The sequence below is a fragment of the Streptomyces sp. NPDC107654 genome, assembly GCF_055639035.1.
Map to the genome: position 1 here is coordinate 442,771 of NZ_JBVKBI010000002.1, position 24,217 is coordinate 466,987.

The window sequence follows — 24,217 nt, forward strand, 5'->3', positions numbered from 1 at the left end:
GCTGTTCACGGGGTGGGGTGCGGCAGCACGCTAGCGATCAGGAAAGGGACGAACCGCGCGTTCCCGGCTCCGGTCGCAGACCTTAGGGTTCGCTTAAGGAAGCGATCGGGGACGGTTAAAGGTCCGGACCGGTTTGCCCGTTCGGCGCCTCCGTACGGCTCCCCGCTGTCTGCGGCCCACGCTCTTGCGGCCGTCCAGCTGGAACCAGATCCGCACCTCCGTGCCGCCCAGCACCGAACCGCCGATGCGGACGTCCCCGCCGGTGGACTCGGCGAGCCGGCGGACGATGTCCAGGCCGAGGCCGGTGGAGCCGGCGTGTCCGGAGCCCCGGCCGCGGGCCATCGCCGCGTCCGGGTCGGGTATGCCGGGGCCCGCGTCGGAGACGAGCACGATGACCGCGTCCTCGCCGTTGTGCACGTCGACCGCGAAGGCGGTGCCCTCGGCGGTGTGCCGGAAGACGTTGCCGAGCAGGGCGTCGAGGGCGGCGGCGAGGTCGGCGCGGGGCACGGGTACGCGCACCGGCCGGTCCACGCCGGCCACCCGCCACTTGCGGCCCTCGTCCTCGGCGAGCGCGGACCAGAACTCCATGCGCTCGCGGACCACTTCGGACGCGTCGCAGCCGGTGCCCGGACCGGCGGCGGCCGTCCGCGGCTTGGCCTCCCGGGCCGTCCGGATGATGGTGTCGACCTCGCGCTCCAGCTGGGCCACGGCCGCCCGGGTCTGCTCGGCGGCGGGTCCTGCGCCGAGGGAGGCCGCGTTCAGCCGGAGCACGGTGAGCGGGGTGCGCAGCCGGTGGGAGAGGTCGGCGGCCAGTTCCCGCTCGTTGGCGAGGAGCTGGACGACCTGGTCGGCCATGGAGTTGAACGCGACGGCAGCCAGCCGCAGTTCGGTGGGGCCCTCCTCCGGGACGCGGGCGCCCAGTTGGCCCTCGCCCAGTTCGTGCGCGCCCTCGACCAGCCGCCGGGCGGGCCGGACCATGCGCACCCCGAGCCGGTCGGCGACCGCGACCGAGCCGACGATCAGCGCGAGCCCGACGGCCGCGAGCACCGCCCAGGCCGTGCCGACGCCGTTGGTCACCTCGGACTCGGGGACGTACACCTCGACCACCGCGATCGCGCCGGAGCCGAGCGCGACCGGCTGGAGCAGGGTGGAGCCGCCGGGCACGGAGGTGGTGGAGGCGCGGCCGAGCCTGCGCACGGCCCGGATGTCGCGGCCGGCGGCGCGCTGCCGTCCGAGATCGAGTGCGGCCCGGCCTCCGTCGGCGGGCAGGTGGACGGCCATCCCGGAGCCGGCACCGGCCGAGGCCACCACCCGCTCCAGCTGGTCCCGGTCGGTGGTGATGGACAGCGCGGGCGCGACCGCGGCGGCCTCCCGCTCGGCGTTCGAGAAGGCGCGGTCGCGGGCCATCTCCCTGACGACCAGGCCGAGCGGCACGGCGAAGGCGACCACGACCATCGTGGTGACCGCCAGGCAGACCTTGACCAGGGCCCATCTCATCGCGGGGGCCGCCCGTCCGCCGAGGGCTCCGCCGGGGGTTCGAGCTTCACGCCGACACCGCGCAGGGTGTGCAGATACCGCGGCCGGGCGGCCGTCTCCCCCAGCTTCCGGCGCAGCCAGGACAGATGGACGTCGATGGTCTGGTCGTCGCCGTAGGACTGCTGCCAGACCTCGGCGAGCAGTTCCCTGCGCGCGACGACGACGCCGGGGCGGCCGGCCAGGAAGGCGAGCAGGTCGAACTCGCGGCGGGTGAGGTCGAGCCGGACCCCGTCCAGCTCGGCCTGGCGGCGCAGCGGGTCGACGGTGAGGCCGCCGACGCGCAGCACGGACGGGGGCGGCGGCTCCGCGCCTCCGGAACGGGCCCGGCGCAGCACGGCCGCCATCCGGGCGGAGAGGTGCTCGACGGAGAACGGCTTGGTCAGGTAGTCGTCCGCCCCGGCGTTCAGCAGCCGGACGACCTCCGTCTCGTCGTCCCGGGCGGTGGCGATGATGACGGGCACGTCGGTGATGCCGCGCAGCATCTTCAGGGCCTCGGAGCCGTCCAGGTCGGGCAGTCCGAGGTCCAGCACGACCACGTCGAAGCGGAAATGGGCGACCTCGCGCAGCGCCTCCAGTGCCGTGCCGACGCTGCGCACGGTGTGGGCGGCGTCGGTCAGGTGCCGGATGAGCGCCGAGCGTACGAACTGGTCGTCCTCGACCACGAGCACACTTGCCATGCGCCGCACCGTACGCCATGCGGACGGCACCGGGCGGGGGCCTGTGGACAACTCGTGGCATGTGCGTACGGCCGTTCCCCTGGGGCAGTATGGCCCCGATGCGCAGAGGACTCGTACACGTACTGGCGTGGCTGCTCGCGACCGGAGCGGCGGTCACGCTGTCGTGGTGGGGTGTGCACACGGTGATGGCGGGGACGGCGTACGAACCGCCGCGCGCCCTGCCGGTCACGGTGGCCGACGCGGACAGCCGGGACGTGACCTCCGCCTCCCGGACGCCCGCTCCGTCCCTCACCCCGGCCCCGTCCCCGTCCCCGTCCTCGTCTCCGTCCCGCGAGCGGCCGGCTCCGACGCCGACGCGCACCCCGGCCCGCACGCGGGAGCCCTCCCCCACCGCCACGGCCTCCGGCCGGGTCAGGTCCTACGACACCGACGGCGGCCGGGCGGTGTTCGACCTGGGCACCTCCACCGCGACCCTGGTCTCGGCGACCCCGGGGACCGGCTGGGCGATGCAGGTGTGGAAGACGGAGAGCTGGATCCGGGTGGAGTTCAGCCGGGGCGCGGACCGGGTGTCGGTGTTCTGCACCTGGCACGACGGTCCGCCCCGGGTGGAGGTGGGGACGTACTGACCCCACCGCAGGGGACGGCCGTCAGGGCGCGCAGACGACGTGGAGGGTGCCGCTGGCGGCTCCGCCGGTGCCGCGCTGCCGCATGCCGCGCTGCCGGATGTCGCCCTTCCAGCCGACCGGCTTGCCGGCCGAGTTCCGGACCGAATCGGGCGTGAGCTGCCCGAAGTCGACCGTTCCCGACGGTTCGTGACGGTTCGGGGCGAGAGCGGCGACCGGTCCGGCGCCGGGGAGCGGTGCCCTAGCGGAACACCGAGGGCGGCGGGGCCGGGGAGGCCACCGCGGCATCGTCGGTCACCGGTACCGCGCCGCCCGTGAAGTCGGTGAGCTGCCGGCCGTGTTCGACGCGTCCGGGGTGCGGGTCCGAGGCGGCGCGGCGGGTCAGCTCGGCGAGCGGCAGCGGGAGGTCGGAGGCGACCAGGATCGCGTTGCCGAAGCGCTTGCCGCGCAGGACGGCCGCGTCGGCGATCAGCGCGCGTTCGCCGAACCGGGCGGCGGCGGTGGCGATCTGGCCGCGCAGGTGCGCGAGCGGCGGCCCGTCGGCGAGGTTGGCGGCGTAGACCCCGGAGGGCTTCAGCGCGCGGCGGACCTCGTCGAGGAACTCGGTGGAGGTGAGGTGGGCGGGCGTGCGGGCGCCGCTGAAGACGTCCGCGACGACCAGGTCGGCCCAGCCGTCCGGCACCTTGGCGAGCCCCGCGCGGGCGTCGGCCGTCCGCACCCGGATCCGTGCGTTCGGATCCAACGGCAGCTCCCGGCGGACCAGCTGGACCAGGCGGGCGTCGCGTTCCACGACCTGCTGGGTGGAGCGGGGCCGGGTCGCGGCGACGTACCGGGCGAGGGTGAACGCGCCGCCGCCGAGGTGCACGGCGTGCACCGGCTTGCCGGGAGGGGCGACGAGGTCGATGACATGGCCGAGGCGGCGCTGGTACTCGAAGGAGAGGTACGCCGGGTCGTCCAGGTCGACGTGCGACTGGGGGGCGCCGTCGATCAGCAGGGTCCAGGCCCGGCCGCGGTCCGGATCGGGCACGAGCCGCGCGAGCCCGCCGTCGACCGGCTCCTCGACGGCGGCTGCGGCGGCCGGCCTGCGGCGCGTGTTCCTGGGCCTGCCCATCCGTCCATTCTCGCAGGCGTGGGGCCGGCCGCCGCGCCGGAGCCGCTCAGCGGCAGTTGTCGGCCGCCTCGATCAGGCGGGCCGCCTCGCCCAGGGCCCGGCGCAGGACCACCGGATCGGTGGCGAGGTCGGCCTCGCCGGGGGGCAGCAACCAGTCGGAGCCCTCCACCGGAGGCCCGGGGTTCAGCCGCAGACCCCGCCCGTTCGTCTCGGTGCAGGTGCTGCCGGGCAGGTCCCAGCCGGCGGCCGTACCGGCCGGCACCAGGAAGCCGAGGGTGCCGCAGCCGTCGTCGTGCAGCACGGGTCCCACCGCGTCCGCGGCGCCCCGCCGCAGGATGTCGACCGCCTCCAGCCCCTGCCGGGTCGGTACCGTCACCAGGTCGCACGACAGCGACGGTGACGTACAAGGATCGTTGCTCTGGCTGGTCTCCATGCCGGCCTCCACCACACAGCCTGTTGCGGTCCATGGGGTCCAACGCGTGAGTCCGTCAACGGCTACGGCACAAGTGCGCCGCAAAGGATGGCACTTCATGGCAGATCGTGGATGAGATATCCGGTTTGTAGCCAAACACAGCGTGGCGGGCCGGTCACAGCAGGTACGTTCATGCCCGCCGGAACCAGGGCGTCACACGGGCAACTCGTCCCGAAATGACCTGGACCCCGGCATGGTTCGACGGTTCGCACGAGAGGACCCGGCCATGGCGTCGTCAACCGTGACCTCGTCACAACCCGAACGGCCAGCCCGGCCGAACCTCGCTTTCCGGCATCTGCGCGGCCGGCGTTCACCGGCCGAGTTCGCGGCGCTGGTGCGGCGGGCGGCACGGGAGATCGGCGAGCGGGTGAGCTGTGACGCGCGTTACATCGGCCGGGTCGAGGCCGGCGAGATCCGCTGCCCCAACTACGCGTACGAACGGGTGTTCCTGCACATGTTCCCCGGCCGCACGCTCACCGACCTCGGCTTCGCCCCCCGGGCGTCCGTCCGCGGGCGCGCGGCACGCACGGCCGGGGAGGCGCCGGAGGCACTCGCCCCCGACGCGGGGCCCGGTGAGTCGGGCGGGATCCCCGATCCGTATGACCCGCAGGACCCCCACGAGAAAGACCCCCTGAACCACGAGGAGAGCGACGTGCTGCGTCGCGCATTCATGACCGGCGGAGGCGCCACGGTGGCCGCCGCCACTCTGGCCCCGCTGGGGCTCAACACGCCCGCCACGGCGGCGGAACGGCCGCTGCGGCGGGCGGGAACCCCCGAGGCGACGGCACTGGAGGAGGCCGTCCGCCGGATCCGGCTGCTCGACGACCGGCACGGCGCGGACGGCCTCTACCGGCGCGCGGCGGCTCCGCTGCGCGCCGCCTACGCGCTGCTCGACGCCGGCGCGACCCGGCAGACCACCGCCGACCGGCTGCACGCGGGCGCCGGTGAACTCGCCATCTCCGTGGGCTGGCTGGCCCACGACTCCGGCCGCTTCGACGACGCGCGCTCGCACTACGCGGAGGCGCTGGCCACCGCCCGCATGACCGGTGACCCGGCGCTGGAGGCGCACGCCTTCTGCAACACCGCGTTCCTGGCCCGGGACGCGGGGCGCCCCCGGGAGGCGGTCCGGGCCGCGCAGGCCGCGCAGCGTGCCGCCCGGTCGCTCGGCTCGAACCGGCTGATGTCGCTGCTCGCGCTGCGCGAGGCGGGCGGCTGGGCGGGGCTCGCCGACCGCACCGGCTGCGAGCAGGCACTGGTGCGCGCGCAGGCCCTCTTCGACCGGGGCCGCTCGGACGCCGACCCCGAGTGGATGAGCTTCTACGGAGAGGCGGAGCTGGAGGGGCTGGAGGCGCAGTGCTGGTCCACGCTGGGCGACTGGCGGCGGGCGTCCCGGCACGCGCGACGGGCGACGCACCTGCAGGATCCGCACTTCACCCGCAACATCGCGCTCTACACGGCGGAGCTGGCCGACGACCTCGCCCGCGAGGGTCGTCCCGACGAGGCGGCGGAGGCGGGGTTGCGGGTGCTCGGGTTGCTGGACCAGGTCCAGTCCTCCCGCATCCAGGCGATGCTCGCGGGTACGGCGCGGGTGCTGCTGCCGCACCGGCGGGCTGCGGGGGTGTCGGACTTCCTGGACCGCCACGCCTCGCTGCCGCGGCGGGTGTAAGGCCGTCCCGGTCCGGGGCGGCGGCCGGCGCGGTCGTCGGACCGGACGGGCCGGCGGGGGCGCCCACCCGGCGGAGTCGCGTTCCGGCCCGGCCCCGGCCCACCGCCTCAGCCGGCCAAGTGCCCCACGTCGTTCCAGCTCTCGACCGCCGGCTCGCCGTAGGCCCAGCCCAGGACGGACAGGGAGGTCGGGTTCAGGCGGATGCGGGCGGCGAAGTCCAGGGGCAGGCCCAGCCAGCGGGCGCCGATCGAGCGCAGGATGTGGCCGTGGGCGAAGACGAGGACGTCACGGTCGGCGGAGCGGGCCCAGGAGACGACCTCGTCCGCGCGCGCGGTGACCTCGGCGAGGGTCTCGCCCCGCGGGACCCCGTCCCGCCAGATCAGCCAGCCGGGCCGGGCGGCCTGGATCTCCGCCGGGGTCAGGCCCTCGTACGCGCCGTAGTCCCACTCCATGAGCGTGTCCCACGCCGTGGCACGGTCGCCGAAGCCCGCCAGCTCGCACGTCTCGCGCGCGCGGGAGAGCGGGCTGGTGCGCACCTCCGCCCCGGCCAGTCCGTCCAGCGGAGCCCGGTGCAGCCGCTCGCCGAGCAGCTTGGCACCGCGCCGGCCCTCCTCCAGCAGCGGCACGTCGGTCCTGCCGGTGTGCTTGCCGGACAGTGACCAGGCCGTCTGTCCGTGCCGGGCCAGCAGGATGCGCGGTGCCATGGAGACCTCTCGGTAAGTGGATGCGGTCCTTCCATCATCGCGCACCCTGGTCCGAGGCAACCGGCCGGGCGATCCCGGCGTCTTGGAGGGCTGACGCACGGCGTGATCGGAGCGCCCGGCAGGGCCGGAGGAGGCACACCGTAAAGTGGCACGGTCGCCCGCCGGGGCGCCGCACAGCAGAAGGGGGAGGCATCGGATGCCGCAGACCGAGACACCGGGCACCGAGGTGGCCCCGCGGCCCCGGCTGCGCTGGTGGACCGAGCTGCCCCTGATCCTGCTGGTCTACGGCTGCTACTCGGCCGGCCGGCTCCTCGCGCGCGGTGACGTCACCAGCGCCGTCGACCACGGCCTGGCGATCCTGCGCGTCGAGAAGGCCCTGCACCTCAACGCCGAGCACCCGCTGAACCGGTTGTTCACGCGCGAGGCCTGGCTCGGGGTGCCGGCCGACTTCTGGTACGCCTCGCTGCACTACCTGGTCACGCCCGCCGTCCTGGTCTGGCTCTTCCACGCGCGTGCCCGGCACTACCGGGCGGCCCGCACCTGGCTGATGACGTCCACGTTCCTGGGGCTGATCGGCTTCACCCTGATGCCGACCTGCCCGCCCCGGCTGCTCTCCGCCGGCCACGGCTTCGTGGACACGATGGCGCAGTACAGCTCGTACGGCTGGTGGGGCGGCGCGGCCAGCGCCCCGCGCGGCATGGGCGGCATGACCAACCAGTACGCGGCGATGCCGAGCCTGCACGTGGGCTGGGCGCTGTGGTGCGGCGTCATGCTGTGGCGGTACGGCGGCACACGCCTGACGAAGGTCCTCGGCGTGGTCTACCCGCTGACGACCGCGCTCGTGGTCATGGGCACCGCCAACCACTACCTGCTGGACGCGGTCGCCGGCGTCGCCGCGATGGGCGTCGGCCTCCTGCTGGCACCGCGCGTGATGCGGGCCGTGGACCTGGTCCGGACCTGGTCGGCGCGCCGTGCCGCACCCGCCGCGGACGGCACGGGTTCCCCGATTGTCAGTGCCGGGTGCCAGACTTCCGCGGGTGAGCGAATTCCACGGCAGCGCGAGTCGCGGCTCGACCCCGCGGCCGGACCGGACGCCTCCCCCGCCGACGTCGGCGAGGAGGCTCCGACACCGGCTCGCTGAGCTGCGCGGTCCCGACGTACCGGCCAAGGCCCTGGACGCCCGCGCCCTCGCGGCGCTCGCCGCGAACCCGGGGTGCGCCCGGCGGGCGGTCCTGGACGGCGCCGGGGTGGACAAGGCCCGGCTGGCGACCGCGCTGGGCGCGCCGTCCGGTTTCGGGCAGTCGCAGTTCGCGCTGACCCGGGGCAACGCGTTCGAGGCGCGGGTGAAGGCGGACGGCGGCGCCGAGCTGCTGCGGCTGGCGCACGCCCGGCTCGACCCGGGCGCCGAGCCACCCGCCGGGGCGGCCGTGCCCGACCTGAGCGCGCACGGCCCCGAGGGGCGTACGGCGCGTACGGCGCTGGCGCTGCGCGAGGCCGTGCGGGCCGGCGGCTGGACGCTGCTGGACCACCCGATGCTCGCCCTGGACGTCGCCGGTTCGCTCGCCTTCCTGGAGCCGGACGCGGTGGTGGTGCACCCGGACGGCAGCTGGTCGGTGGTGGAGATCAAGTCCTTCCCGATGGTGGACGGCTCCGCCGACCCGGCGAAGGTGGGCGCGGCGGCCCGGCAGGCGGCCGTCTACGTGCTCGCGCTGGAGGAGGTCGCGGCCCGGCTCGGCGCGGAACCGGAGGGGCACGCCCCCGCTCCGCGGGTACGTCACCGGGTGCTGCTGGTGTGCCCGAAGGACTTCTCGAACCTGCCCGCGGGCTCCGCCGTGGACGTCCGCAAGCAGCGCGCCGTCACCGCGCGCCAGCTGGCCCGGCTCACCCGCATCGAGGAACTCACCGACGCGCTGCCCGAGGGCACCTGTTTCGCGCCCGACCGGCCCGCCGAGGAGCTGACGGCGGCCGTGGAGGCGGTGCCCGCGACGTACGCGCCCGAGTGCCTGTCCGCCTGCGAACTGGCCTTCCACTGCCGGGACCGGGCCCGCTCGGCCGGCGTGGTCACCCGCCTCGGCCGGCCCCTGCGGGCCGAACTGGGCGGCCTGGCCACGGTCGGGGAGGTCCTGGCCGCGGCCCGCGGCGAGAGCGGCGACCCGGACGACCCGGCGGTGGCCGCCCTGCGCCGCGCGGCGGCCCTGCGCGCGGAAGCCCTCCGGGCGGCCGGCACGGCGGCCTCGCGGGCGGCCGCGGGCATCGCGGCCCCGCGCGCGGAGGCAGCGGCAGCGCAGACACCGGCAGGCGGGACATCGGCAGGGGACGCCGCCGCGACCGCCCGGGACGCTCTGGCGACGGCCCGGGAGGCGACCGCGTGTCCCTGATCACCACCCTCGCCCGGCTGGAGGCCGTCGGCAGTGGCCGGGCGCAGCCGGCCGCGACCGTCCGGCACCGCCATCTGTCCGACCACCCGCTGGTGTTCGTACCGCTCACCACGGCCGGTGAGACGGGCGCCCCGCTCGGCGCCCTGGTCGGCACCGACCGGGACGCGCCCCGCCTGCTGGTCGTCCCCCAGCCCCGCGACCGCGACCTGCGCTTCACGTTCCTCGCCGAGCTGGCCGACGTCGTCCTGCCCCACATCGAGGCGTACGCGGAGTCCGTGGAAGCGGCCGAGCGCACCGAGACCGACCCGGAGACCGGCAAGCGGGTCAAGGTGGAGGCCGAGCTGTGCGCGGACGCGCCCCAGCTGATCGTGCCGAGCCGCACGGGCCTGGACCTCGTACGGCTGCTGGGCCGCTCGATGCGGTTCCGGCGCACCGCCGAGCAGGACCCGGACGCGCCCTACCCGGCGCCGCCCCGGGTGCCGCTGCTCGGCCGCTGGCTCACCCACTACGGCGAGCGGGCCCGGGTCCCGGGCTCCTCGCTGCTGCTCGCCCTGACCGACGTGCTGTCCCGGCACTGGGCGACCGGCCAGTCCGGCCTCGAGGACCAGCACCTGGGCGCGCTGCTCGCCTGGATCGACCCCCCGGAGGGCCTGACCGGCGCCGAGGCCGCCCGCCGGGCCGAACTCGCCCGGGACGCCGACGGGCAGCTGCTGTGTCCGCCGGCCGGTCCCGCCACCGACCCGGCGTTCGACAACAAGCTGCTGGCCCCGGCGATCGAGCGCTACGACCGCGCGCGTACCGCCCTGGCCGCCGCCGAGGACCCGCTGGAGGCCGACGACCGGCTGGCCGCGCTCACCCGGGCCGAGCGGGAGGTCCGGGACCTGGTCGAGAGCCGCGCCCGGCCCACCTGGGACGCGGTGTGGCGGGGCCTGGACCTGCTGCGGGCGCTCCCGCCCGGGGCGCATGTGGAGGGGCGCTGGACCCGGGACCGCTGGTCGTTCACCGCGCACCGGGACCGGGTACTGGCAGGCGAGCCCCCGCAGCCGCGCCGGGACGACGCGGTGACGGCGGCGAACAAGCTGGCCACCCGCGAGCGGGAGCAGGCCCGGCTGGAGGCGCAGGAGGCGCTGGACGACCCGCTGGTGATGGCGGAGCGGCGGCTGGCCGGGGAGGCGTTCGCCGGCGAGGTGACCGACGTCGTGATGGCGTACAGCGAGGGCAGGCGGCCGAGCCCGCGCCCGCTGGTGACGGTCCGCACGGAGGACCGGCCGCACCTGGCGGAACGGGCGAAGGTGTACCGCTCGCTGGGCGGCAGGCCGCAGTCGGCGGAGTTCGCCGGGCAGGAGGCCGACGGGGCGCTGGTGCTGCGGATCCTGGACAAGATGGGCCGCGGGAAGGAGCCCGAGCCCGGGTCGGTGCCGGAGAAGGGCGACCTGGTCTGCTTCACCCTCTTCGAGCACGAGCAGCGCGGCGGCGCGAAGCTGCCCGACCCCGAGGAGACCCCCTGGACGCACGGCGGCCCGCCGGGCGAGCCGGCACCGGAGGCACCCGACCCCGTGACCGAGGAGGACGTGCTGTGACGACCGTCGACTTCGACCCCGGAGCCGCGGCCGCCCAGGCCACCGACGCGATCCTGCACGACACGCTGCACGGCGGCGAGCGGGGCGTGGTGGTCGACTCCCCGCCCGGTGCCGGCAAGTCCACGCTGGTGGTCCGCGCGGCCCTGGAACTGGCCGACGCGGGCCGTCCGCTGATGGTGGTGGCGCAGACCAACGCCCAGGTGGACGACCTGGTCCTGCGTCTGGCGGAGAAGAACCCCGAGCTGCCGGTGGGCCGCCTGCACAGCAGCGACGCCGACGCGTACGACAGGGCGCTGGACGCCCTCCCCCAGGTCCGCACGTCGGCGAAGGCGGCCGACCTGAACGGCCTCCCGGTGGTCCTGTCCACGGCCGCTAAGTGGGCCCATGTGAAGGTGGACGAGCCGTGGCGGCACGCGATCGTGGACGAGGCGTACCAGATGCGCTCGGACGCGCTGCTGGCCGTGGCCGGCCTGTTCGAGCGGGCGCTGTTCGTGGGCGACCCGGGCCAGCTGGACCCGTTCGCGATCGTCGGCAGCGAGCAGTGGGCGGGCCTGTCGTACGACCCGTCGGCCTCCGCGGTGACGACCCTGCTGGCGCACAACCCGGGCCTGCCGCAGCACCGTCTCCCGGTGTCCTGGCGCCTGCCGGCCTCCGCGGCGCCCCTGGTCTCGGACGCGTTCTACCCGTACACACCCTTCCGCAGCGGCACGGACCACGGCGACCGCCGCCTCTCCTTCGCGGTCCCCTCCGACGGCTCGGGCCCGGACCGGGTGATCGACGAGGCGGCGGGGTCCGGATGGGGCCTGCTGGAGCTGCCCGCCCGGCACACCCCGCGCACGGACCCGGAGGCGGTGCGGGCGGTGGCGACGGTGGTCCGCCGTCTGCTGGACCGGGGCGGCGCGGCCCTGTCGGAGCGCGGCCCGCACCCCACCCCGCTGACGGCCGACCGCATCGCCGTGGGCACGGCCCACCGCGACCAGGCCGCGGCGGTCCGCGCCGCCCTGGCCGAGCTGGGCGTACCGGACGTCACCGTCGACACCGCCAACCGGCTCCAGGGCCGCGAGTACGACGTCACGGTCGTCCTGCACCCGCTCTCCGGCCGCCCCGACGCCACCGCGTTCCACCTGGAGACCGGCCGCCTGTGCGTGCTGGCCTCCCGCCACCGCCACGCCTGCATCATGGTCTGCCGCGCCGGCGTCACCGACCTCCTGGACGACTACCCGTCCACGGAACCGGTCCGGCTCGGCACCCTGGTGAAGTTCCCGGACGGCTGGGAGGCGAACCACGCGGTCCTCTCCCACCTGGCGGAACACAAGGTGAGCTGGCGGGGATGAACGCGCACACAGTCACCGACGCCCCGTCCGGACGGAGTCCGGCACGCCGCCGGAGGCGGCCGATGCACACAGCCCGGACGGCTGGGAGGCGAACCACGCGGTCCTCTCCCACCTGGCGGAACACAAGGTGAGCTGGCGGGGATGAACGCGCACACAGTCACCGACGCCCCGTCCGGACGGAGTCCGGCACGCCGCCGGAGGCGGCCGATGCACACAGCCCGGACGGCTGGGAGGCGAACCACGCGGTCCTCTCCCACCTGGCCGAACACAAGGTGAGCTGGCGGGGATGAACGCGCCAGGCGTGAGCACGAGGTGAACCGGCGGATGTGAGCGCATGCGGCGGGCACGAGGAGAGCCGGTGGAGTGAGGGCCCCTTGCGCCGGCGCGGGACAATGGACGGTGGCCCGCCGGTCGGCGGTGCCGGTGAACCGTACGAGGAGGAGAGAAGACATGGCGGAGCCCACGCCGCGTCGTAACGAACCGCGGCTACGCCCCGCGCCCCTGCTCTTCGAGCCCGCGGAGGCGGCCTCCGATCCCGAGCACTTCTTCGACCTGGAGTCGATCGAGGATCCGCGGGAGCTCCTGGCCCGGGCGACGGAGCTGACCCAGGCGTTCCGGGCGGCCGCCGACCGGGCCGTGGAGTTCCAGGCCATCGCGGCGGCCCAGCTCGCCGACCCCCGCCGCTTCGACCGGCTGACCCCGGCGGACATCGCCGAGCGCGCGGAGTGGACCGAGGACTACGCGAAGAAGATGGTCGAGTTCGGCCGCGACCTGCTGCGCGGGGAACAGGACGGGCGGACGACCGCCGACCCGGTGTAGCACCCACGCGGCATATGCCAGGCGGGCAAGATACTCCTCCCTTCCCCCGCGTGTCCCGGTTTTCCGCAACTCAGAAGAACGGTCCGCTCACCGCCTGTACACCTGGTGGCATGAGCAGCGCACCGAACGTCTCCCGTGTCAGCTCCGACGGCGTCGCCTGGCTCGCCTCGGCGGCGGCGTTCCCCCGCAGCACCCTCGCCCTGTGGGAGGACCGCCCGGACGCCCCGGTCGTCCTGCCCTGCGGCACCGTCTTCGACGTGGTGAGCGCCCCGGTCGTCTTCGGGCGCCGCATGCTGGACCGGCTGTGGGACGAGGGCGCCGGCTCCGGCCCGGTCGCGGTGTTCCGGGGCCGGGTGCTGCTGTTCGCCGCCCCCGGCACGGCCCAGCGGCTGCCCTCGCTGCTCGACTGGGAGGAGTGGGGCTCGCAACGGGCCCGGGAGGTACCGCCGCTGCTGTGCCACGGCACCGGCGACGCGGTGACCGTTCCCGCCCTGACCTGCGAGGAAGCCGGCGGCACCGGCCGTTGGGTGGTCGCCCCGGACACCCGGCACCCCTGGCTGCCCGGCCCCGAGGTGCTGCTCTGGGCGGCCGTACGAGCCGCCCGGGCCGCCGTACGGATTTCGATTTTTCCTCCCGCCGACCAGGATGCTAATGTCTACGACGTCAGCAGGCGCCGCTAGCTCAGTTGGTTAGAGCAGCTGACTCTTAATCAGCGGGTCCGGGGTTCGAGTCCCTGGCGGCGCACCTGAAGGAAACGGCGGGTCCGGTTCGAAAGAATCCGGCCCGCCGTTTTCGTATGCACGGGCCCTCAGTCACTCGTCCCGGGCGTGATCTTCACCGTCCAGGCCCCCGACGCCGTCCGCCCCTCCACCTCGACCCTCACGCCCTCCCCGGGCACGGTGAAGCTCTCCCCGAGGAGGACCGGCGCGTCGGCGAGGGGCGGGTAGACGGAGTTCTCCCAGCAGGCCTCGGTGCGCGGGTGGGCGTCCACGACCTGGACCGGGCCGTCGCCGGACGGGGCGTCGCCCCGCACCCGGTAGACCAGGATCCCCTGCCGGCAGGACAGCCGGTCGTTGCCGGCCGTGCCGCGTGCCTCGAAGGCGAGGGCGCTGTCCTCGCCGGTGCGCACGACGGCCAGTTTGACGCCGTGCCCGAGGCCGAAGGCGGGGGTGCCGCCCGCGCCCGGCACCGCGACGCCCGGCCCGGCCGCGAGGGGCTCCAGGGTGAGCCGGGTCGGCGTGCTCCCGCGCACGCAGACCACCTGGCGCGGGCCCAGCCAGCCGAGCCGCCACTTGTGCCAGCCGAAGAGGTCCGGCGCCAGCCCGAACTGGCTGCCCATCAGGTCCCAGTCGCCGACGTAGGTGTCCCAGTCGCCCTTGCCGTCGACCGGCCGGTGGTAGAGGTCGGGCAGGTCGAAGACATGGCCGGTCTCGTGGGCGAGGACCAGCCGGTCCGGCGGATGATGCTCGAACACGGTGACGACCCGCCGGATGTCGGTGCCGTCGACGCGCGCGGGCGTGTCGAGGTTCACGACCTTCGTGGCGTCCGAGTCGACGCCGGGCGCGTCCGGATCGGCGACGAGGTAGACGACCGGGTAGCGGGAGAAGTCGACCTCCTTGTCGGCCACGGCGAACGCGTCCCGCAGATAGGCGGCCCGGTCCTCGGCGTTCCAGTCCCGTCGCATGGCGTACGACGTCGACGGGCGCGGCATGCGCAGCCAGTGCCCCAGCGGGTGCGGCCGCAGGGTGAACCTGCCGTAGGACGCCTGTTCGTAGAAGCGGCTGGTGGCCGGGAAGTGGTCGGCGGTCAACTGGGCGGGGGTGGTCCGGGGGGTGGAGTCCGGGAAGGAGAGGAAGACCAGCACGGCGTCGAGGGTGCCGGTCGGACGGGTGTAGGAGGGGTTCCAGCCGTCCACGCCCTCGGAGTGGTGGGCCTCGCTGCGGTGCAGGGCGCAGGGGGCCGTGGAGAACGGTTCGGCGGCCGAGGGGCCGGTGAGGATCGAGGTCGCGGCGAGCGCCGACATCGTGGTGAACACGGCGGCGGTGCTGCGCAGCTTGGGCACGGACTTGACCTCCGGATGCGGTTCGCGGGACCCGCACCCAGATTGCTGGTATTCACCGTGTTTCGCCCTGTTTGCATGCACCAGAAGGGTGAGCGCGCCCCCGTCGCACGCCGGCGCGCCCCGGCGCTCGACACCCCGAAACACTCACGGAACGTCACAACTGGTCGAGGGCCTCAAGAAGCCGTCCAGGTGCGGGCAGAAACGATCTGTCAGAACCTGTACTCCGTCCGGGAGACTGGACAGTGGCTGGAAGGGCCCGGGGCCAGCCTCTATGATCGGCACACTTTCCGGCACGGACAGGCACGGACACAGATCGAGTGCACTGCGGGAGCGAGCGGTGAGCGGAACGTCCGAAGGGCCGACGCCCGCGGCAGACCTCGACCGGTCAGCCGTCACAGACAGTCACCACACCACCTACCACCGTGTCTTCGCGACGGCCCCGCTCGCCATGGCGGTCGTGGCCCCGGACGGGCTCGTCATCAGCGCCAACGCCGCGCTCGGCGAGCTGCTCGGCGGCGATCCGGAGGCGTTCGTCGGGCGGGTCGCGGCCGACCTGGTGGACCTGGCCTCCGACGCCCGCAGCGGGCACGCCTACCGCGAGGTGCTGCGCGGCCGGCAGGCCCGTCTGCGTTGCACCCGGCGCCTCAAGCACCCCGGGGGCCACTCGCTGTGGGTGCAGGTCACCGTCGCCCCGCTGGCCGACGGCGAGCCCGGCGTCCTGCTGTCGGTCGCCGACATCAGCTCCCGGCGCGAACTCCAGGCGCGGCTGCGGCACTTGCAGATGCACGATCCGGTGACCCGGCTGCCCAACCGCACCCTGTTCTTCGAGCGTCTTTCGGCCGCGCTGGAGGCGGAGTCGTACGAGCAGAGCGGTACCGGCCGGATCGGCCTGTGCTATCTGGACCTCGACGGCTTCAAGGCCGTCAACGACACCCTCGGCCACCGGGTCGGGGACCGGCTCCTCGCGGCCGTGGCCGAGCGCCTGACCGGGATCGCCGACGAGGCCGGGTACGCCCGCGCCGCGACTCCCCTGGTGGCCCGGCTCGGCGGTGACGAGTTCGCCCTGCTGGTGGAGGACTCCACCGGCACCGAACAGCTCGCCGACCTCGCCGAGTCCGCGCTGAAGGCGCTGGAGCAGCCCTTCGACCTGTCCGGGCAGCGGCTGTCGCTGACGGCGTCCATCGGGGTCGTGGAACGGCACGCGGCCGGCACCACGGCCACGGGTCTGATGCAGGCGGCCGATACGACGCTGTACTGGGCGAAGGCCGACGGCAAGGGTCGCTGGACCCTGTTCGACCCCGAGCGCAACGCCCACCGCATGACCCGCCAGGCACTGTCCTCCACCCTGCGCCCCGCCATCGAGCGCGGCGAGTTCGCGCTGGAGTACCAGCCGTTGGTGGCGATGGAGGACGGCCGGCTCAACGGCGTCGAGGCCCTCATCCGCTGGCATCACCCGCAGTTCGGCACGCTGACGCCGAATCGGTTCATCGGACTGGCCGAGGAGGACGGCTCGATCGTCCAGCTGGGCCGCTGGGCGCTGGCCACCGCCTGCCGGCAGGCCCGCCGCTGGCAGCTGGACCACCCCGGCGAACCGCCCATCTTCGTCAGCGTGAACGTCGCCGTGCGGCAGGTCTGGGACTCGGACCTGGTGGCCGACGTGGCGGAGACCCTCGCGGAGACCGGGCTCGCCCCGCACCTGCTCCAGCTGGAGCTGACCGAGTCGGCGGTGATGGGCTCGGCGGGCCGGCCGCTCCAGGCGCTGCAGGCCCTCAGCGACATGGGCGTGCACATCGCCATCGACGACTTCGGCACCGGCTACTCCAACCTCGCCTACCTGAGCCGGCTGCCGGTCTCCGCGCTGAAACTGGACGGCTCCTTCGTCCGGGGCTTCCAGTACGAGGAGGCCGCGAAGGGGGGCGTGCCCAACCCGGCCGACGAGGTGATCGTGGAGGCGATGATCCAGCTCGCCCACCGGCTCGGGCTGACGGTCACCGCGGAGTGCGTGGAGACCTCGGCCCAGGCCACCCGGCTGCGCCGGATCGGCTGCGACACCGGGCAGGGCTGGCTGTACTCCCGCCCGGTGCCGCCGGATCGTATCTCCGAGCTGCTCGGGGCTCAGGCCTGCGCGGTCGGCAAGCCGTAGGCGTCGGCGATCAGCTCGTAGGAACGCAGGCGCAGATCACCGCTGTGCGCGTGGGTGACGAGCATCAGCTCGTCGGCGCCGGTGCGCTTGTGGAGGTCGTCCAGGCCGGTGCGGACCTCGTCGGCGGTGCCGTGCACGACGTTGCTCGTCCAGGAGGTGACGAACTCCTCCTCCATCGGGCCGAACTCGTGGCGCTCGGCCTCCTCCGGCGCGGGGTACAGGCCCGGACGGCCGGTGCGCAGCCGGAGCATGTTCAGCGCCAGCGCCCGGGTCTGCCGGCGGGCCTCCCGCTCGTCGTCCGCGGCGAGGGCGGAGACGCCGATGAGGGCGTACGGCTCGGCCAGGACGGCGGAGGGCCGGAAGGTCTGCCGGTACAGGTCCAGGGCCGGGATGGTGTTCTGCGCGGAGAAGTGGTGCGCGAAGGCGAAGGGCAGGCCGAGCAGTCCGGCGAGCCGGGCGCTGTAGCCGGAGGAGCCGAGCAGCCAGACCGGCGGGCGGTGCGGGGACTGCACGCCGCCGGGGCTGGTGCCCTGCACCGGGCCGGGGATCGCGTGGATCCGGCCGTACGGGTGCCCGTCGGGGAAGTCGTCGTCGAGGAACCGGGTCAGCTCCGCGAGCTGCTGCGGGAAGTCGTCGGCGCTCTCGTTCAGGGTGTCGGTGCGGCGCAGGGCCGCCGCCGTGGCCCCGTCCGTGCCCGGCGCCCGGCCGAGGCCCAGGTCGATCCGCCCCGGCGCCATGGCCTCCAGCGTGCCGAACTGCTCGGCGATCACCAGCGGGGCGTGGTTGGGCAGCATCACGCCGCCCGAGCCGAGCCGGATGCGCTCGGTGTGGGCGGCCAGGTGGGCGAGGATCACCGCGGGCGAGGAGGAGGCCACGCCGGGCATGGAGTGGTGCTCGGCGACCCAGTAGCGGTGGAAGCCGCGGGACTCGGCGAGCCGGGCGAGCGCGACACCGGTGCGCAGGGCGTCGCTCGCGGTACTGCCCGCGCCGACGGTGGCCAGGTCCAGTACGGAGAGGGGGACGGGGGCGGTGCCGTGTGTGGTTCCCCGGATCTCGTCTGCCTCGTCTGCCGCCACGGTGTGGGCCTCCTGTTCGCGGGTGAGCTGTCCTCGCGCTGCTAACAGGAGGGTGTCTCCGGTTATTCCCCGGACCGGGGACCCCTGGGCCTTTCCCCGGGCCCGGCAGCCTGGCCCTTCCCCCGGGCTCTGCCGCCTAGACCTGCACCAGGGGCTCCCGTGTGAACAGCGTCCCCAGGGAGGGCGCGTTCACCCGGCGGTCGGTGAGCCGGAGGGCCTCCCAGACCGAGACCTGGTTGGCGGTGAGGACGGGCTTGGACAGGGCCTTCTCCAGCAGGCCGAGGTGGGCGGCCGTGTGCAGGGCCGTGTCCGGGAGGAGGACGGCCTCGGCGTCGGGAGTGTCCGCGGCGCGGGCCAGGGTGAGCACGTCCTCCTCGCCCCAGGTGCCGACCTCGGCGGCGGTGACGATCCCCGAGGAACGCGTCCCGGTCACCTCCAGGCCGCCGGCCCGCAGGAAGTCCGCGAAGAGCGCGGTGATGTCCTCGGGGTAGGTACCGCCGACGGCGACCCGGCGCACCCCGATCTCGCGGGCCGCGTGCACGAAGGCGAAGGACGTCGAGGAGGCCGGCAGGCCGGCGAGCCGGGCCAGGGTCCGCACCTGTTCCTGGGCGCCCTCCCAGCCGTGAACGAAGCCGCCGCTGGTGCAGGCCCACACCACCGTCTCGGCCCCGGAAAGCCGCAGCTCCTCCACGCCCGCGGCGAGCCGCTCCACGGAGCCCATCTCGCGCAGGGCCGCCACCCGGTGCGCGTCCTCCCCGATGTCGGTGTGGAACAGGTCCACCCGGATGTCGCTGCCCAGGAGCTGCTCGATGCGTGGATAGTCGTCCTCGGCGGAGTGGCCCGGGTAGAGGAATCCGAGTGCGGTCATGTCCAGCCTTCCTGCTGTTCTTCCGGCAGTACGGGTCACGCGTGGGCAGCCGCGTCCGGCAGCGCCTGGTACGGCCCCACGGTCCGGGTACCCAGTCGGCGCGGCGACGCCCACATCGTGACCTGGTTGGCCGAGATCACCGGCGTCCGCGGCTCGGCCTCCGGCTGGGGGTGACGTCGTAGGTCGGCGGGCCGGTGCGGGACGGGAAGAGCGCGTCGGCGGTGCCGGAGGGCCTTCGGGCGCCCAGCCCGGCCGGTGCCTCCGGCAGCGCGCCGGAGGTGGTCGGCGGGGGGAGGGATCCGGCCATGGTCATCACCGCGCACCTCGCCCGTTCCCCGGCGGTCCCGCCGACGAGGCCGCCGGAGGTGCGGGCGTGGGCGACGGCCTCGGAAGCGACCTGGAGCGCGAGCCGTGGCGGGGGTGCCCGGGCGGGCCGCGCGGCGCGTGGGGCGGGAGACCGGTGCCGGGCCCCTGGGGCGGGGGCGCCGGGAAAGGGGACGTCCATGGCCGGCACCGGTCCCTCGCGCCGGGAGACGAACGGGCAACGGATCGGGGACACGGCCGTGTTGACGACGGTGGGTTCGGGTGCGAGCGTGGTCGATCCGCGCATGTCAGACGCCGGGAGCCGCCCCGCATGACGCCGACACCCCCCACCATCGTGGTCCTCGACGCCGATCCGCCGCCCCGGCTCGGCCGCCTCACCGGCCGCGCCCGGATCGTGCACACGGACGCGGCGCGCTTGGCCGAGCGGCTGCCGGACGCGGACGTGCTGCTGGTGTGGGACTTCACCTCGCACGCGGTACGCGAGGCGTGGCCCGGCGGCGGGCCCCGGCCGCGCTGGGTGCACACGGCGAGCGCGGGCGTGGACCATCTGATGTGCCCGGAGCTGGCCGCGTCGGACACGGTGGTGACCAACGCCCGCGGAATCTTCGACCAGCCGATCGCCGAGTACGTCGCGGCCCTGGTGCTGGCGGTCGCCAAGGACCTGCCGGAAACGCTGGAGCACCAGCGGGACCGGTCCTGGCGGCACCGGGAGACCCGGCGGGTGGCGGGCACGCGCGCGTGCGTGGTCGGCTCGGGCCCGATCGGCCGGGCGATCGCCCGCACTCTGAAGGCGCTGGGGGTGACGACGGCGCTGGTGGGGCGGGTGCCCCGGACCGGTGTCCACGGCCCCGACGAACTGGACCGGCTGGTCTCCCGCGCGGACTGGGTGATCGCGGCGGCTCCGCTGACCGCGCAGACGTACCGGATGTTCGACGCCCACCGGTTCGGTGTGATGCAGCCGTCGGCGTTCTTCGTGAACGTCGGCCGGGGCGGCCTGGTCGACGAGGAGGCCCTCGCGCGGGCCCTGACCCGGCGCTGGATCGCGGGCGCGGCCCTGGACGTGTTCACCACCGAGCCGCTGCCCGAGGACAGCCCGCTGTGGAAGCTGCCGGGACTGATCGTGTCCCCGCACATGAGCGGCGACACGGTCGGCTGGCGGGACGAACTGGGCGCGCAGTTCGTGGAGTTGTACGAGCGGTGGGCGGCGGGCAGATCCCTGCCGAACGTGGTCGACAAGACGCGTGGTTACGTGCCCGGGCACTGAAGGGCCTGCCTCCCCCGCGCTTGCCCGCAGGGCCGCCGGAACTGAGGTCAGGCCCCGCCGCGCACTGAGCGTTTCCCCCGCCGCTCCGACCGCCACAGGTCGTCTCAGGCCTGGGCCATCCGACGTCGCCGTCGGGGAGCGGGGTGTCGCGCTCGTGGAGCGGAACCGGAGAAGTGACGAAGATCGCCGGGGATCGGGGTGACCTTCGGGTTCTCCGGTGGGGGTTCGGTGGAGGCGAGAGACGGGAAGAGAGCGTGGGTCTCGTCGCGCGCGTACTCGGCGTGGCGGACGTCGGCGGCGAGCGGCAGCGCCTCCCCCACTGCCGCGCAGGTCAGGAGGCGCGCGGTCGGTCAACAGGCGTGCCGTACGGTGCACATCCCGCCGTCCGGCGCGACCGTGACGAGGCGTCCGGCCATGAAAACCGGGGCGCATAGCCCGGTTGCGCTTGGGTAGCCGCGCCGCCATGGCTCCACCACTTGGCAACGACGTACACACGATCCGGTCGGAACACAGACACACCCGGCGCTCGGTGCTGGCGGGTCTCGCCGCGTTCGGCGCGCTGGGCGCGGCGGGATGCACCCGGGTGGCGTCGGCGTCCGGGAAGGACGGCGGCGACCTGCTGGACCGGCTGCGCGCGCTGGGTGTCGTGCGGCTGGGGATCGCCGGGGAGATCCCCTTCGGATACATCGACCGGGACGGGAAACTCACCGGGGAGGCGCCCGAGCTGGCGAAGGCGGTCTTCAAGCGGCTCGGGGTGGACCGGGTGCAGCCGGTGCCGACCGAGTTCGGCTCGCTGATACCCGGGCTGAAGTCGCAGCAGTTCGACGTGGTGGCCGCGGGCATGTACGTCACCCCGGACCGCTGCGAGCAGGTGATCTTCGCCGACCCCGACTACCGGATGCCGGACGCCTTCATCGTCCCCAAGGGCAACCCGCTGGGGCTGCGCACCTACGCGGACGCGCTGCGCCGGCACGCCAAGGTGGCCACCGGTACCGGGTACGCGCAGATCCAGCACGCCGTGGAGGCGGGCTACCGGGAGAACGACCTCGTCATCGTCCCCGACCAGGTCGCCGGGCTGAACGCGGTGGAGTCCGGACGGGTCGACCTGTTCGCGGCCACGGCCGTCACCGCCCGGCTGGTCGCCCGGGGCTCCGCCAAGGCCGAGTCCACCAAGCCGTTCGTCGCGCTCGTCGACGGCAAACCCAAGGCGGACGGCGGGGCGTTCGCGTTCCGGCCGACCGAGACCCGGCTGCGGGACGCCTTCAACGCCGAGCTGCACAAGCTGCGCCGCAGCGGGGAGCTGTACCGGATCGTCCGGCCCTTCGGCTTCACCCGGGCGGAGATGACCACCCTGACCGCGAAGGAGCTGTGCGGCTCATGACCGCGGGACTGTGGGAACTCGTCCTCCAGGGGATCGGCATCACCCTCCAGTTGCTGGTGTACAGCGCGCTGCTCGCCGTGGTGGTCTCCTTCGTCGTGGGCGCCGCGCGCACCCACCGCTCGCGGCTGGTCCGCTTCCTCGCGGGCTGCTACACCGAGGTGTTCCGCGGCATCTCGGCGCTGGTGATGATCTTCTGGGTGTTCTTCGTGCTGCCGGTCGCCTTCGGCTGGCAGCTGGTGCCGATGTGGGCGGGCACGCTCGCGCTGGGCCTCACCTACGGCGCGTACGGCTCGGAGATCGTGCGCGGCGCCCTCGCGGCGGTGGACCCGGCCCAGCGGGAGGGCGGCATCGCGCTCGGCTTCTCGCCCTGGCAGCGGCTGCGGCTGATCCTGCTGCCGCAGGCGGTGCCGGAGATGATCCCGTCCTTCTCCAACCTGCTGGTCGAGCTGCTCAAGGGCACCGCGCTGGTGTCCATCACGGGCATGGGCGACCTGGCCTTCAGCGGCAACTTGGTCCGCCTGGCGCTGCAGCAGAGCGGCCGGATCTACGCCTACCTGCTGCTGATCTATTTCGTGATCGCGTTCGCGCTCACCCGCGGGATGCGGGTGCTGGAGCGCCGGCTGAAGGCGGAGGTGGCCCGGTGAACTGGGACTGGGGAGCCGTGTCCGACTTCATGCCGTACTTCTGGAAGGGCCTGCTGGTCACCCTGGAGGCGCTGGCCCTGGGGTCGCTGATCTCGTTCGCGCTGGGCCTGGTGTGGACCCTGCTGATGCGCGCGCCGACCCGCTGGGTGCGCTGGCCGGTGGGGGTCCTCACGGAGTTCGTGCGGGACACCCCGCTGCTGGTGCAGCTGTTCTTCCTGTTCTACGTGCTGCCCGAGGCGGGCGTGACCCTGTCTCCGCTGACCACCGGCGTGCTGGGGCTCGGGCTGCACTACTCGACGTACACGATGCAGGTCTACCGGGCCGGTATCGAGGCGGTGCCGGCCGGGCAGTGGGAGGCCGCGACCGCGCTCAGCCTGCCGGTGCGGCGCACCTGGACGGCGGTGGTCCTGCCGCAGGCGGTCCGCCGGGTGGTGCCACCGCTCGGCAACTACGTCATCGCGATGCTGAAGGACACGCCGATGCTGATGACCATCGGCGTGCTGGAGATGCTGGGCCGGGCGCGGCTCGTCTCCCAGCAGCACTTCCAGTTCACCGAGCCCCTGACGGTGATCGGGGTCGCCTTCGTCGTCGTCTCGTACCTGGCCTCCGTTTGTCTGCGCACCCTGGAGCGACGCCTTGTCCGTTGAGACCAGCAAGCAGCCGGCCCTGACCGGCACCCCGCCGACCGAGCTGATCCGCATCGAGGGGGTGACCAAGCGGTTCGGGGACAACACCGTCCTCGACGGTCTCGACCTGTCCGTGGACGCGGGCCGGCACGTCACCCTGATCGGGCCCTCCGGCTCCGGCAAGACCACGATCCTCAGACTGCTGATGACCCTCGCCAAGCCGGACGCGGGCACGATCACCGTCGTCGGGCAGCGGCTGTTCCCGGCGCCGGAGCGGCAGGTCCGGGAGGTCCGCAAGAAGATCGGGATGGTCTTCCAGCAGTTCAACCTGTTCCCGAACATGTCGGTGCTGCGCAACCTCACCGAGGCGCCGGTCCGGGTGCTCGGTCTGTCGAAGGACGAGGCGGAGGCGCGGGCCCGGGAGCTGCTGGACCTGGTGGGCCTGGCCGACAAGTGCGACGCCAGGCCCACCCGCCTCTCCGGCGGCCAGCAGCAGCGGGTGGCGATCGCCCGGGCGCTGGCGATGCGGCCCCGGGTGCTGCTGCTGGACGAGGTGACCTCCGCGCTCGACCCGGAGCTGGTCGCGGGCGTGCTCGACCTGCTCCGGGACATCGCCCGCAGCACGGACATCACGATGCTGTGCGTGACCCACGAGATGGGTTTCGCCCGGGACATCTCCGACCAGGTGCTGATGTTCGACGCGGGCCGGGTCATCGAGGCGGGCCCGCCGGAGAAGATCTTCGGCGACCCGGAGCGGGAACGGACCCGGGAGTTCATCAGCGCGGTCCTGTGACGGAGGGGCGTAGGGGCGGAAAGAGCCGAGGTCCGCTCGCTGGGGCATGACCCTGGCATATGTCAGCGGGTCACCGCCCCAGCTGGGGGCCGGGGCGCACGAGCGCAATCTCGCCAACACCCTCTCGCCGTGCAGC

Annotated in this window: 22 protein-coding genes, 1 tRNA gene and 2 pseudogenes; 15 read left to right on the forward strand and 10 right to left on the reverse strand. The window is 74.2% G+C overall.

Annotated features, from left to right (window positions below):
* Positions 1 to 93: 93 nt before the first annotated feature.
* Together ACZ7N4_RS05085 and ACZ7N4_RS05090 are read right to left on the reverse strand one after the other, a co-directional pair.
* A complete protein-coding gene (locus ACZ7N4_RS05085) occupies positions 94 to 1,497 on the reverse strand; it encodes a sensor histidine kinase (RefSeq protein WP_471353899.1) in 1,404 nt (467 codons plus the stop codon).
* The gene (locus ACZ7N4_RS05090; protein ID WP_471353901.1) at positions 1,494 to 2,213 is read right to left on the reverse strand and encodes a response regulator transcription factor; all 720 of its coding nucleotides are present in this window, start codon (positions 2,211 to 2,213) and stop codon (positions 1,494 to 1,496) included. The genes ACZ7N4_RS05085 and ACZ7N4_RS05090 overlap by 4 nt, the downstream gene beginning before the upstream one ends.
* A gap of 98 nt (positions 2,214 to 2,311) precedes the next feature.
* Between ACZ7N4_RS05090 and ACZ7N4_RS05095 the strand changes: the two genes are divergently transcribed.
* Complete coding sequence (locus ACZ7N4_RS05095; protein WP_471353903.1) at positions 2,312 to 2,839, forward strand: hypothetical protein; 528 nt, start codon at positions 2,312 to 2,314, stop codon at positions 2,837 to 2,839.
* A 238-nt stretch (positions 2,840 to 3,077) separates the two neighbouring features.
* Here ACZ7N4_RS05095 and ACZ7N4_RS05100 read toward each other — a convergent pair whose 3' ends face one another.
* Positions 3,078 to 3,947 (reverse strand): spermidine synthase, encoded by an 870-nt coding sequence (locus ACZ7N4_RS05100; protein WP_471353906.1) that lies wholly within the window; start codon positions 3,945 to 3,947, stop codon positions 3,078 to 3,080.
* A 46-nt stretch (positions 3,948 to 3,993) separates the two neighbouring features.
* A complete protein-coding gene (locus ACZ7N4_RS05105) occupies positions 3,994 to 4,380 on the reverse strand; it encodes a hypothetical protein (RefSeq protein WP_467929885.1) in 387 nt (128 codons plus the stop codon).
* A 265-nt stretch (positions 4,381 to 4,645) separates the two neighbouring features.
* Between ACZ7N4_RS05105 and ACZ7N4_RS05110 the strand changes: the two genes are divergently transcribed.
* Positions 4,646 to 6,085 (forward strand): hypothetical protein, encoded by a 1,440-nt coding sequence (locus ACZ7N4_RS05110; RefSeq protein WP_471353909.1) that lies wholly within the window; start codon positions 4,646 to 4,648, stop codon positions 6,083 to 6,085.
* Between the two features lie 107 nt (positions 6,086 to 6,192).
* Here the strand turns inward: ACZ7N4_RS05110 and ACZ7N4_RS05115 are convergent, their stop codons facing one another.
* Positions 6,193 to 6,789, reverse strand: a complete 597-nt coding sequence (locus tag ACZ7N4_RS05115) for a histidine phosphatase family protein (protein ID WP_471353912.1) — start codon at positions 6,787 to 6,789, stop codon at positions 6,193 to 6,195.
* Positions 6,790 to 6,985: 196 nt separating this feature from the next.
* Between ACZ7N4_RS05115 and ACZ7N4_RS05120 the strand changes: the two genes are divergently transcribed.
* From ACZ7N4_RS05120 to ACZ7N4_RS05150, 7 genes are all read left to right on the forward strand, one after another.
* The gene (locus tag ACZ7N4_RS05120; RefSeq protein WP_471353914.1) at positions 6,986 to 7,930 is read left to right on the forward strand and encodes a phosphatase PAP2 family protein; all 945 of its coding nucleotides are present in this window, start codon (positions 6,986 to 6,988) and stop codon (positions 7,928 to 7,930) included.
* Position 7,931: 1 nt separating this feature from the next.
* The gene (locus ACZ7N4_RS05125; RefSeq protein ID WP_471354275.1) at positions 7,932 to 9,167 is read left to right on the forward strand and encodes a hypothetical protein; all 1,236 of its coding nucleotides are present in this window, start codon (positions 7,932 to 7,934) and stop codon (positions 9,165 to 9,167) included.
* Positions 9,158 to 10,747, forward strand: coding sequence for a hypothetical protein (locus ACZ7N4_RS05130; RefSeq protein WP_471353916.1), 1,590 nt, complete (start codon positions 9,158 to 9,160; stop codon positions 10,745 to 10,747). The genes ACZ7N4_RS05125 and ACZ7N4_RS05130 overlap by 10 nt, the downstream gene beginning before the upstream one ends.
* Complete coding sequence (locus ACZ7N4_RS05135; RefSeq protein ID WP_471353918.1) at positions 10,744 to 12,081, forward strand: AAA domain-containing protein; 1,338 nt, start codon at positions 10,744 to 10,746, stop codon at positions 12,079 to 12,081. The genes ACZ7N4_RS05130 and ACZ7N4_RS05135 overlap by 4 nt, the downstream gene beginning before the upstream one ends.
* A gap of 450 nt (positions 12,082 to 12,531) precedes the next feature.
* Positions 12,532 to 12,900, forward strand: a complete 369-nt coding sequence (locus tag ACZ7N4_RS05140; RefSeq protein ID WP_471353920.1) for a hypothetical protein — start codon at positions 12,532 to 12,534, stop codon at positions 12,898 to 12,900.
* Positions 12,901 to 13,010: 110 nt separating this feature from the next.
* Entirely contained in the window at positions 13,011 to 13,580 is a 570-nt protein-coding gene (locus ACZ7N4_RS05145; protein WP_471353923.1) for a bifunctional DNA primase/polymerase, read from the forward strand.
* Positions 13,571 to 13,644, forward strand: a tRNA-Lys gene (locus ACZ7N4_RS05150). Before ACZ7N4_RS05145 ends, ACZ7N4_RS05150 begins: the two co-directional genes overlap by 10 nt.
* A gap of 64 nt (positions 13,645 to 13,708) precedes the next feature.
* Here ACZ7N4_RS05150 and ACZ7N4_RS05155 read toward each other — a convergent pair.
* The gene (locus ACZ7N4_RS05155) at positions 13,709 to 14,923 is read right to left on the reverse strand and encodes a M6 family metalloprotease domain-containing protein (RefSeq protein ID WP_471354277.1); all 1,215 of its coding nucleotides are present in this window, start codon (positions 14,921 to 14,923) and stop codon (positions 13,709 to 13,711) included.
* A gap of 376 nt (positions 14,924 to 15,299) precedes the next feature.
* Between ACZ7N4_RS05155 and ACZ7N4_RS05160 the strand changes: the two genes are divergently transcribed.
* Entirely contained in the window at positions 15,300 to 17,105 is a 1,806-nt protein-coding gene (locus ACZ7N4_RS05160; RefSeq protein WP_471353925.1) for a putative bifunctional diguanylate cyclase/phosphodiesterase, read from the forward strand.
* Here the strand turns inward: ACZ7N4_RS05160 and ACZ7N4_RS05165 are convergent.
* From ACZ7N4_RS05165 to ACZ7N4_RS05175, 3 genes and pseudogenes are all read right to left on the reverse strand, one after another.
* Positions 17,078 to 18,181 (reverse strand): LLM class flavin-dependent oxidoreductase, encoded by a 1,104-nt coding sequence (locus ACZ7N4_RS05165; protein WP_471353927.1) that lies wholly within the window; start codon positions 18,179 to 18,181, stop codon positions 17,078 to 17,080. The genes ACZ7N4_RS05160 and ACZ7N4_RS05165 overlap by 28 nt on opposite strands.
* Positions 18,182 to 18,317: 136 nt before the next feature.
* Positions 18,318 to 19,049 (reverse strand): maleate cis-trans isomerase family protein, encoded by a 732-nt coding sequence (locus tag ACZ7N4_RS05170; RefSeq protein ID WP_471353929.1) that lies wholly within the window; start codon positions 19,047 to 19,049, stop codon positions 18,318 to 18,320.
* Between the two features lie 35 nt (positions 19,050 to 19,084).
* Positions 19,085 to 19,446, reverse strand: a pseudogene (locus ACZ7N4_RS05175) (maleate cis-trans isomerase family protein); the annotation flags it as partial.
* Positions 19,447 to 19,683: 237 nt separating this feature from the next.
* On the opposite strand from ACZ7N4_RS05175, the gene ACZ7N4_RS05180 reads away from it, so the two are divergent.
* Positions 19,684 to 20,637, forward strand: a complete 954-nt coding sequence (locus tag ACZ7N4_RS05180) for a D-2-hydroxyacid dehydrogenase (RefSeq protein WP_471353931.1) — start codon at positions 19,684 to 19,686, stop codon at positions 20,635 to 20,637.
* Between the two features lie 167 nt (positions 20,638 to 20,804).
* On the opposite strand, the pseudogene ACZ7N4_RS05185 reads toward ACZ7N4_RS05180, so the two are convergent.
* Positions 20,805 to 21,069, reverse strand: a pseudogene (locus tag ACZ7N4_RS05185) (DUF3830 family protein); the annotation flags it as partial.
* 31 nt (positions 21,070 to 21,100) lie between these two features.
* On the opposite strand from ACZ7N4_RS05185, the gene ehuB reads away from it, so the two are divergent.
* From ehuB to ehuA, 4 genes are read left to right on the forward strand one after another with little or no spacing between them, the layout of a single operon-like run.
* A complete protein-coding gene (gene ehuB / locus ACZ7N4_RS05190; protein WP_471353934.1) occupies positions 21,101 to 22,018 on the forward strand; it encodes an ectoine/hydroxyectoine ABC transporter substrate-binding protein EhuB in 918 nt (305 codons plus the stop codon).
* Positions 22,015 to 22,662 carry an ectoine/hydroxyectoine ABC transporter permease subunit EhuC gene (ehuC, locus tag ACZ7N4_RS05195; RefSeq protein ID WP_471353936.1) on the forward strand — a complete coding sequence of 216 codons (648 nt, stop codon included), beginning with the start codon at positions 22,015 to 22,017 and terminating at the stop codon, positions 22,660 to 22,662. The genes ehuB and ehuC overlap by 4 nt, the downstream gene beginning before the upstream one ends.
* Positions 22,659 to 23,309 carry an ectoine/hydroxyectoine ABC transporter permease subunit EhuD gene (gene ehuD, locus ACZ7N4_RS05200; RefSeq protein ID WP_471353938.1) on the forward strand — a complete coding sequence of 217 codons (651 nt, stop codon included), beginning with the start codon at positions 22,659 to 22,661 and terminating at the stop codon, positions 23,307 to 23,309. Before ehuC ends, ehuD begins: the two co-directional genes overlap by 4 nt.
* Positions 23,299 to 24,081, forward strand: coding sequence for an ectoine/hydroxyectoine ABC transporter ATP-binding protein EhuA (gene ehuA, locus ACZ7N4_RS05205; RefSeq protein WP_471353941.1), 783 nt, complete (start codon positions 23,299 to 23,301; stop codon positions 24,079 to 24,081). Before ehuD ends, ehuA begins: the two co-directional genes overlap by 11 nt.
* Positions 24,082 to 24,217: the final 136 nt, after the last annotated feature.

What these genes read in the sequence shown, in the direction of transcription:
- ACZ7N4_RS05085 (WP_471353899.1), bottom strand. Translation starts at nt 1,497, where the DNA reads ATGAGATGGGCCCTGGTCAAGGTCTGCCTGGCGGTCACCACGATGGTC.
- ACZ7N4_RS05090 (WP_471353901.1), bottom strand. Translation starts at nt 2,213, where the DNA reads ATGGCAAGTGTGCTCGTGGTCGAGGACGACCAGTTCGTACGCTCGGCG.
- ACZ7N4_RS05095 (WP_471353903.1), top strand. Translation starts at nt 2,312, where the DNA reads ATGCGCAGAGGACTCGTACACGTACTGGCGTGGCTGCTCGCGACCGGA.
- ACZ7N4_RS05100 (WP_471353906.1), bottom strand. Translation starts at nt 3,947, where the DNA reads ATGGGCAGGCCCAGGAACACGCGCCGCAGGCCGGCCGCCGCAGCCGCC.
- ACZ7N4_RS05105 (WP_467929885.1), bottom strand. Translation starts at nt 4,380, where the DNA reads ATGGAGACCAGCCAGAGCAACGATCCTTGTACGTCACCGTCGCTGTCG.
- ACZ7N4_RS05110 (WP_471353909.1), top strand. Translation starts at nt 4,646, where the DNA reads ATGGCGTCGTCAACCGTGACCTCGTCACAACCCGAACGGCCAGCCCGG.
- ACZ7N4_RS05115 (WP_471353912.1), bottom strand. Translation starts at nt 6,789, where the DNA reads ATGGCACCGCGCATCCTGCTGGCCCGGCACGGACAGACGGCCTGGTCA.
- ACZ7N4_RS05120 (WP_471353914.1), top strand. Translation starts at nt 6,986, where the DNA reads ATGCCGCAGACCGAGACACCGGGCACCGAGGTGGCCCCGCGGCCCCGG.
- ACZ7N4_RS05140 (WP_471353920.1), top strand. Translation starts at nt 12,532, where the DNA reads ATGGCGGAGCCCACGCCGCGTCGTAACGAACCGCGGCTACGCCCCGCG.
- ACZ7N4_RS05145 (WP_471353923.1), top strand. Translation starts at nt 13,011, where the DNA reads ATGAGCAGCGCACCGAACGTCTCCCGTGTCAGCTCCGACGGCGTCGCC.
- ACZ7N4_RS05155 (WP_471354277.1), bottom strand. Translation starts at nt 14,923, where the DNA reads ATGTCGGCGCTCGCCGCGACCTCGATCCTCACCGGCCCCTCGGCCGCC.
- ACZ7N4_RS05170 (WP_471353929.1), bottom strand. Translation starts at nt 19,049, where the DNA reads ATGACCGCACTCGGATTCCTCTACCCGGGCCACTCCGCCGAGGACGAC.
- ACZ7N4_RS05180 (WP_471353931.1), top strand. Translation starts at nt 19,684, where the DNA reads ATGACGCCGACACCCCCCACCATCGTGGTCCTCGACGCCGATCCGCCG.
- ehuB (WP_471353934.1), top strand. Translation starts at nt 21,101, where the DNA reads ATGGCTCCACCACTTGGCAACGACGTACACACGATCCGGTCGGAACAC.
- ehuC (WP_471353936.1), top strand. Translation starts at nt 22,015, where the DNA reads ATGACCGCGGGACTGTGGGAACTCGTCCTCCAGGGGATCGGCATCACC.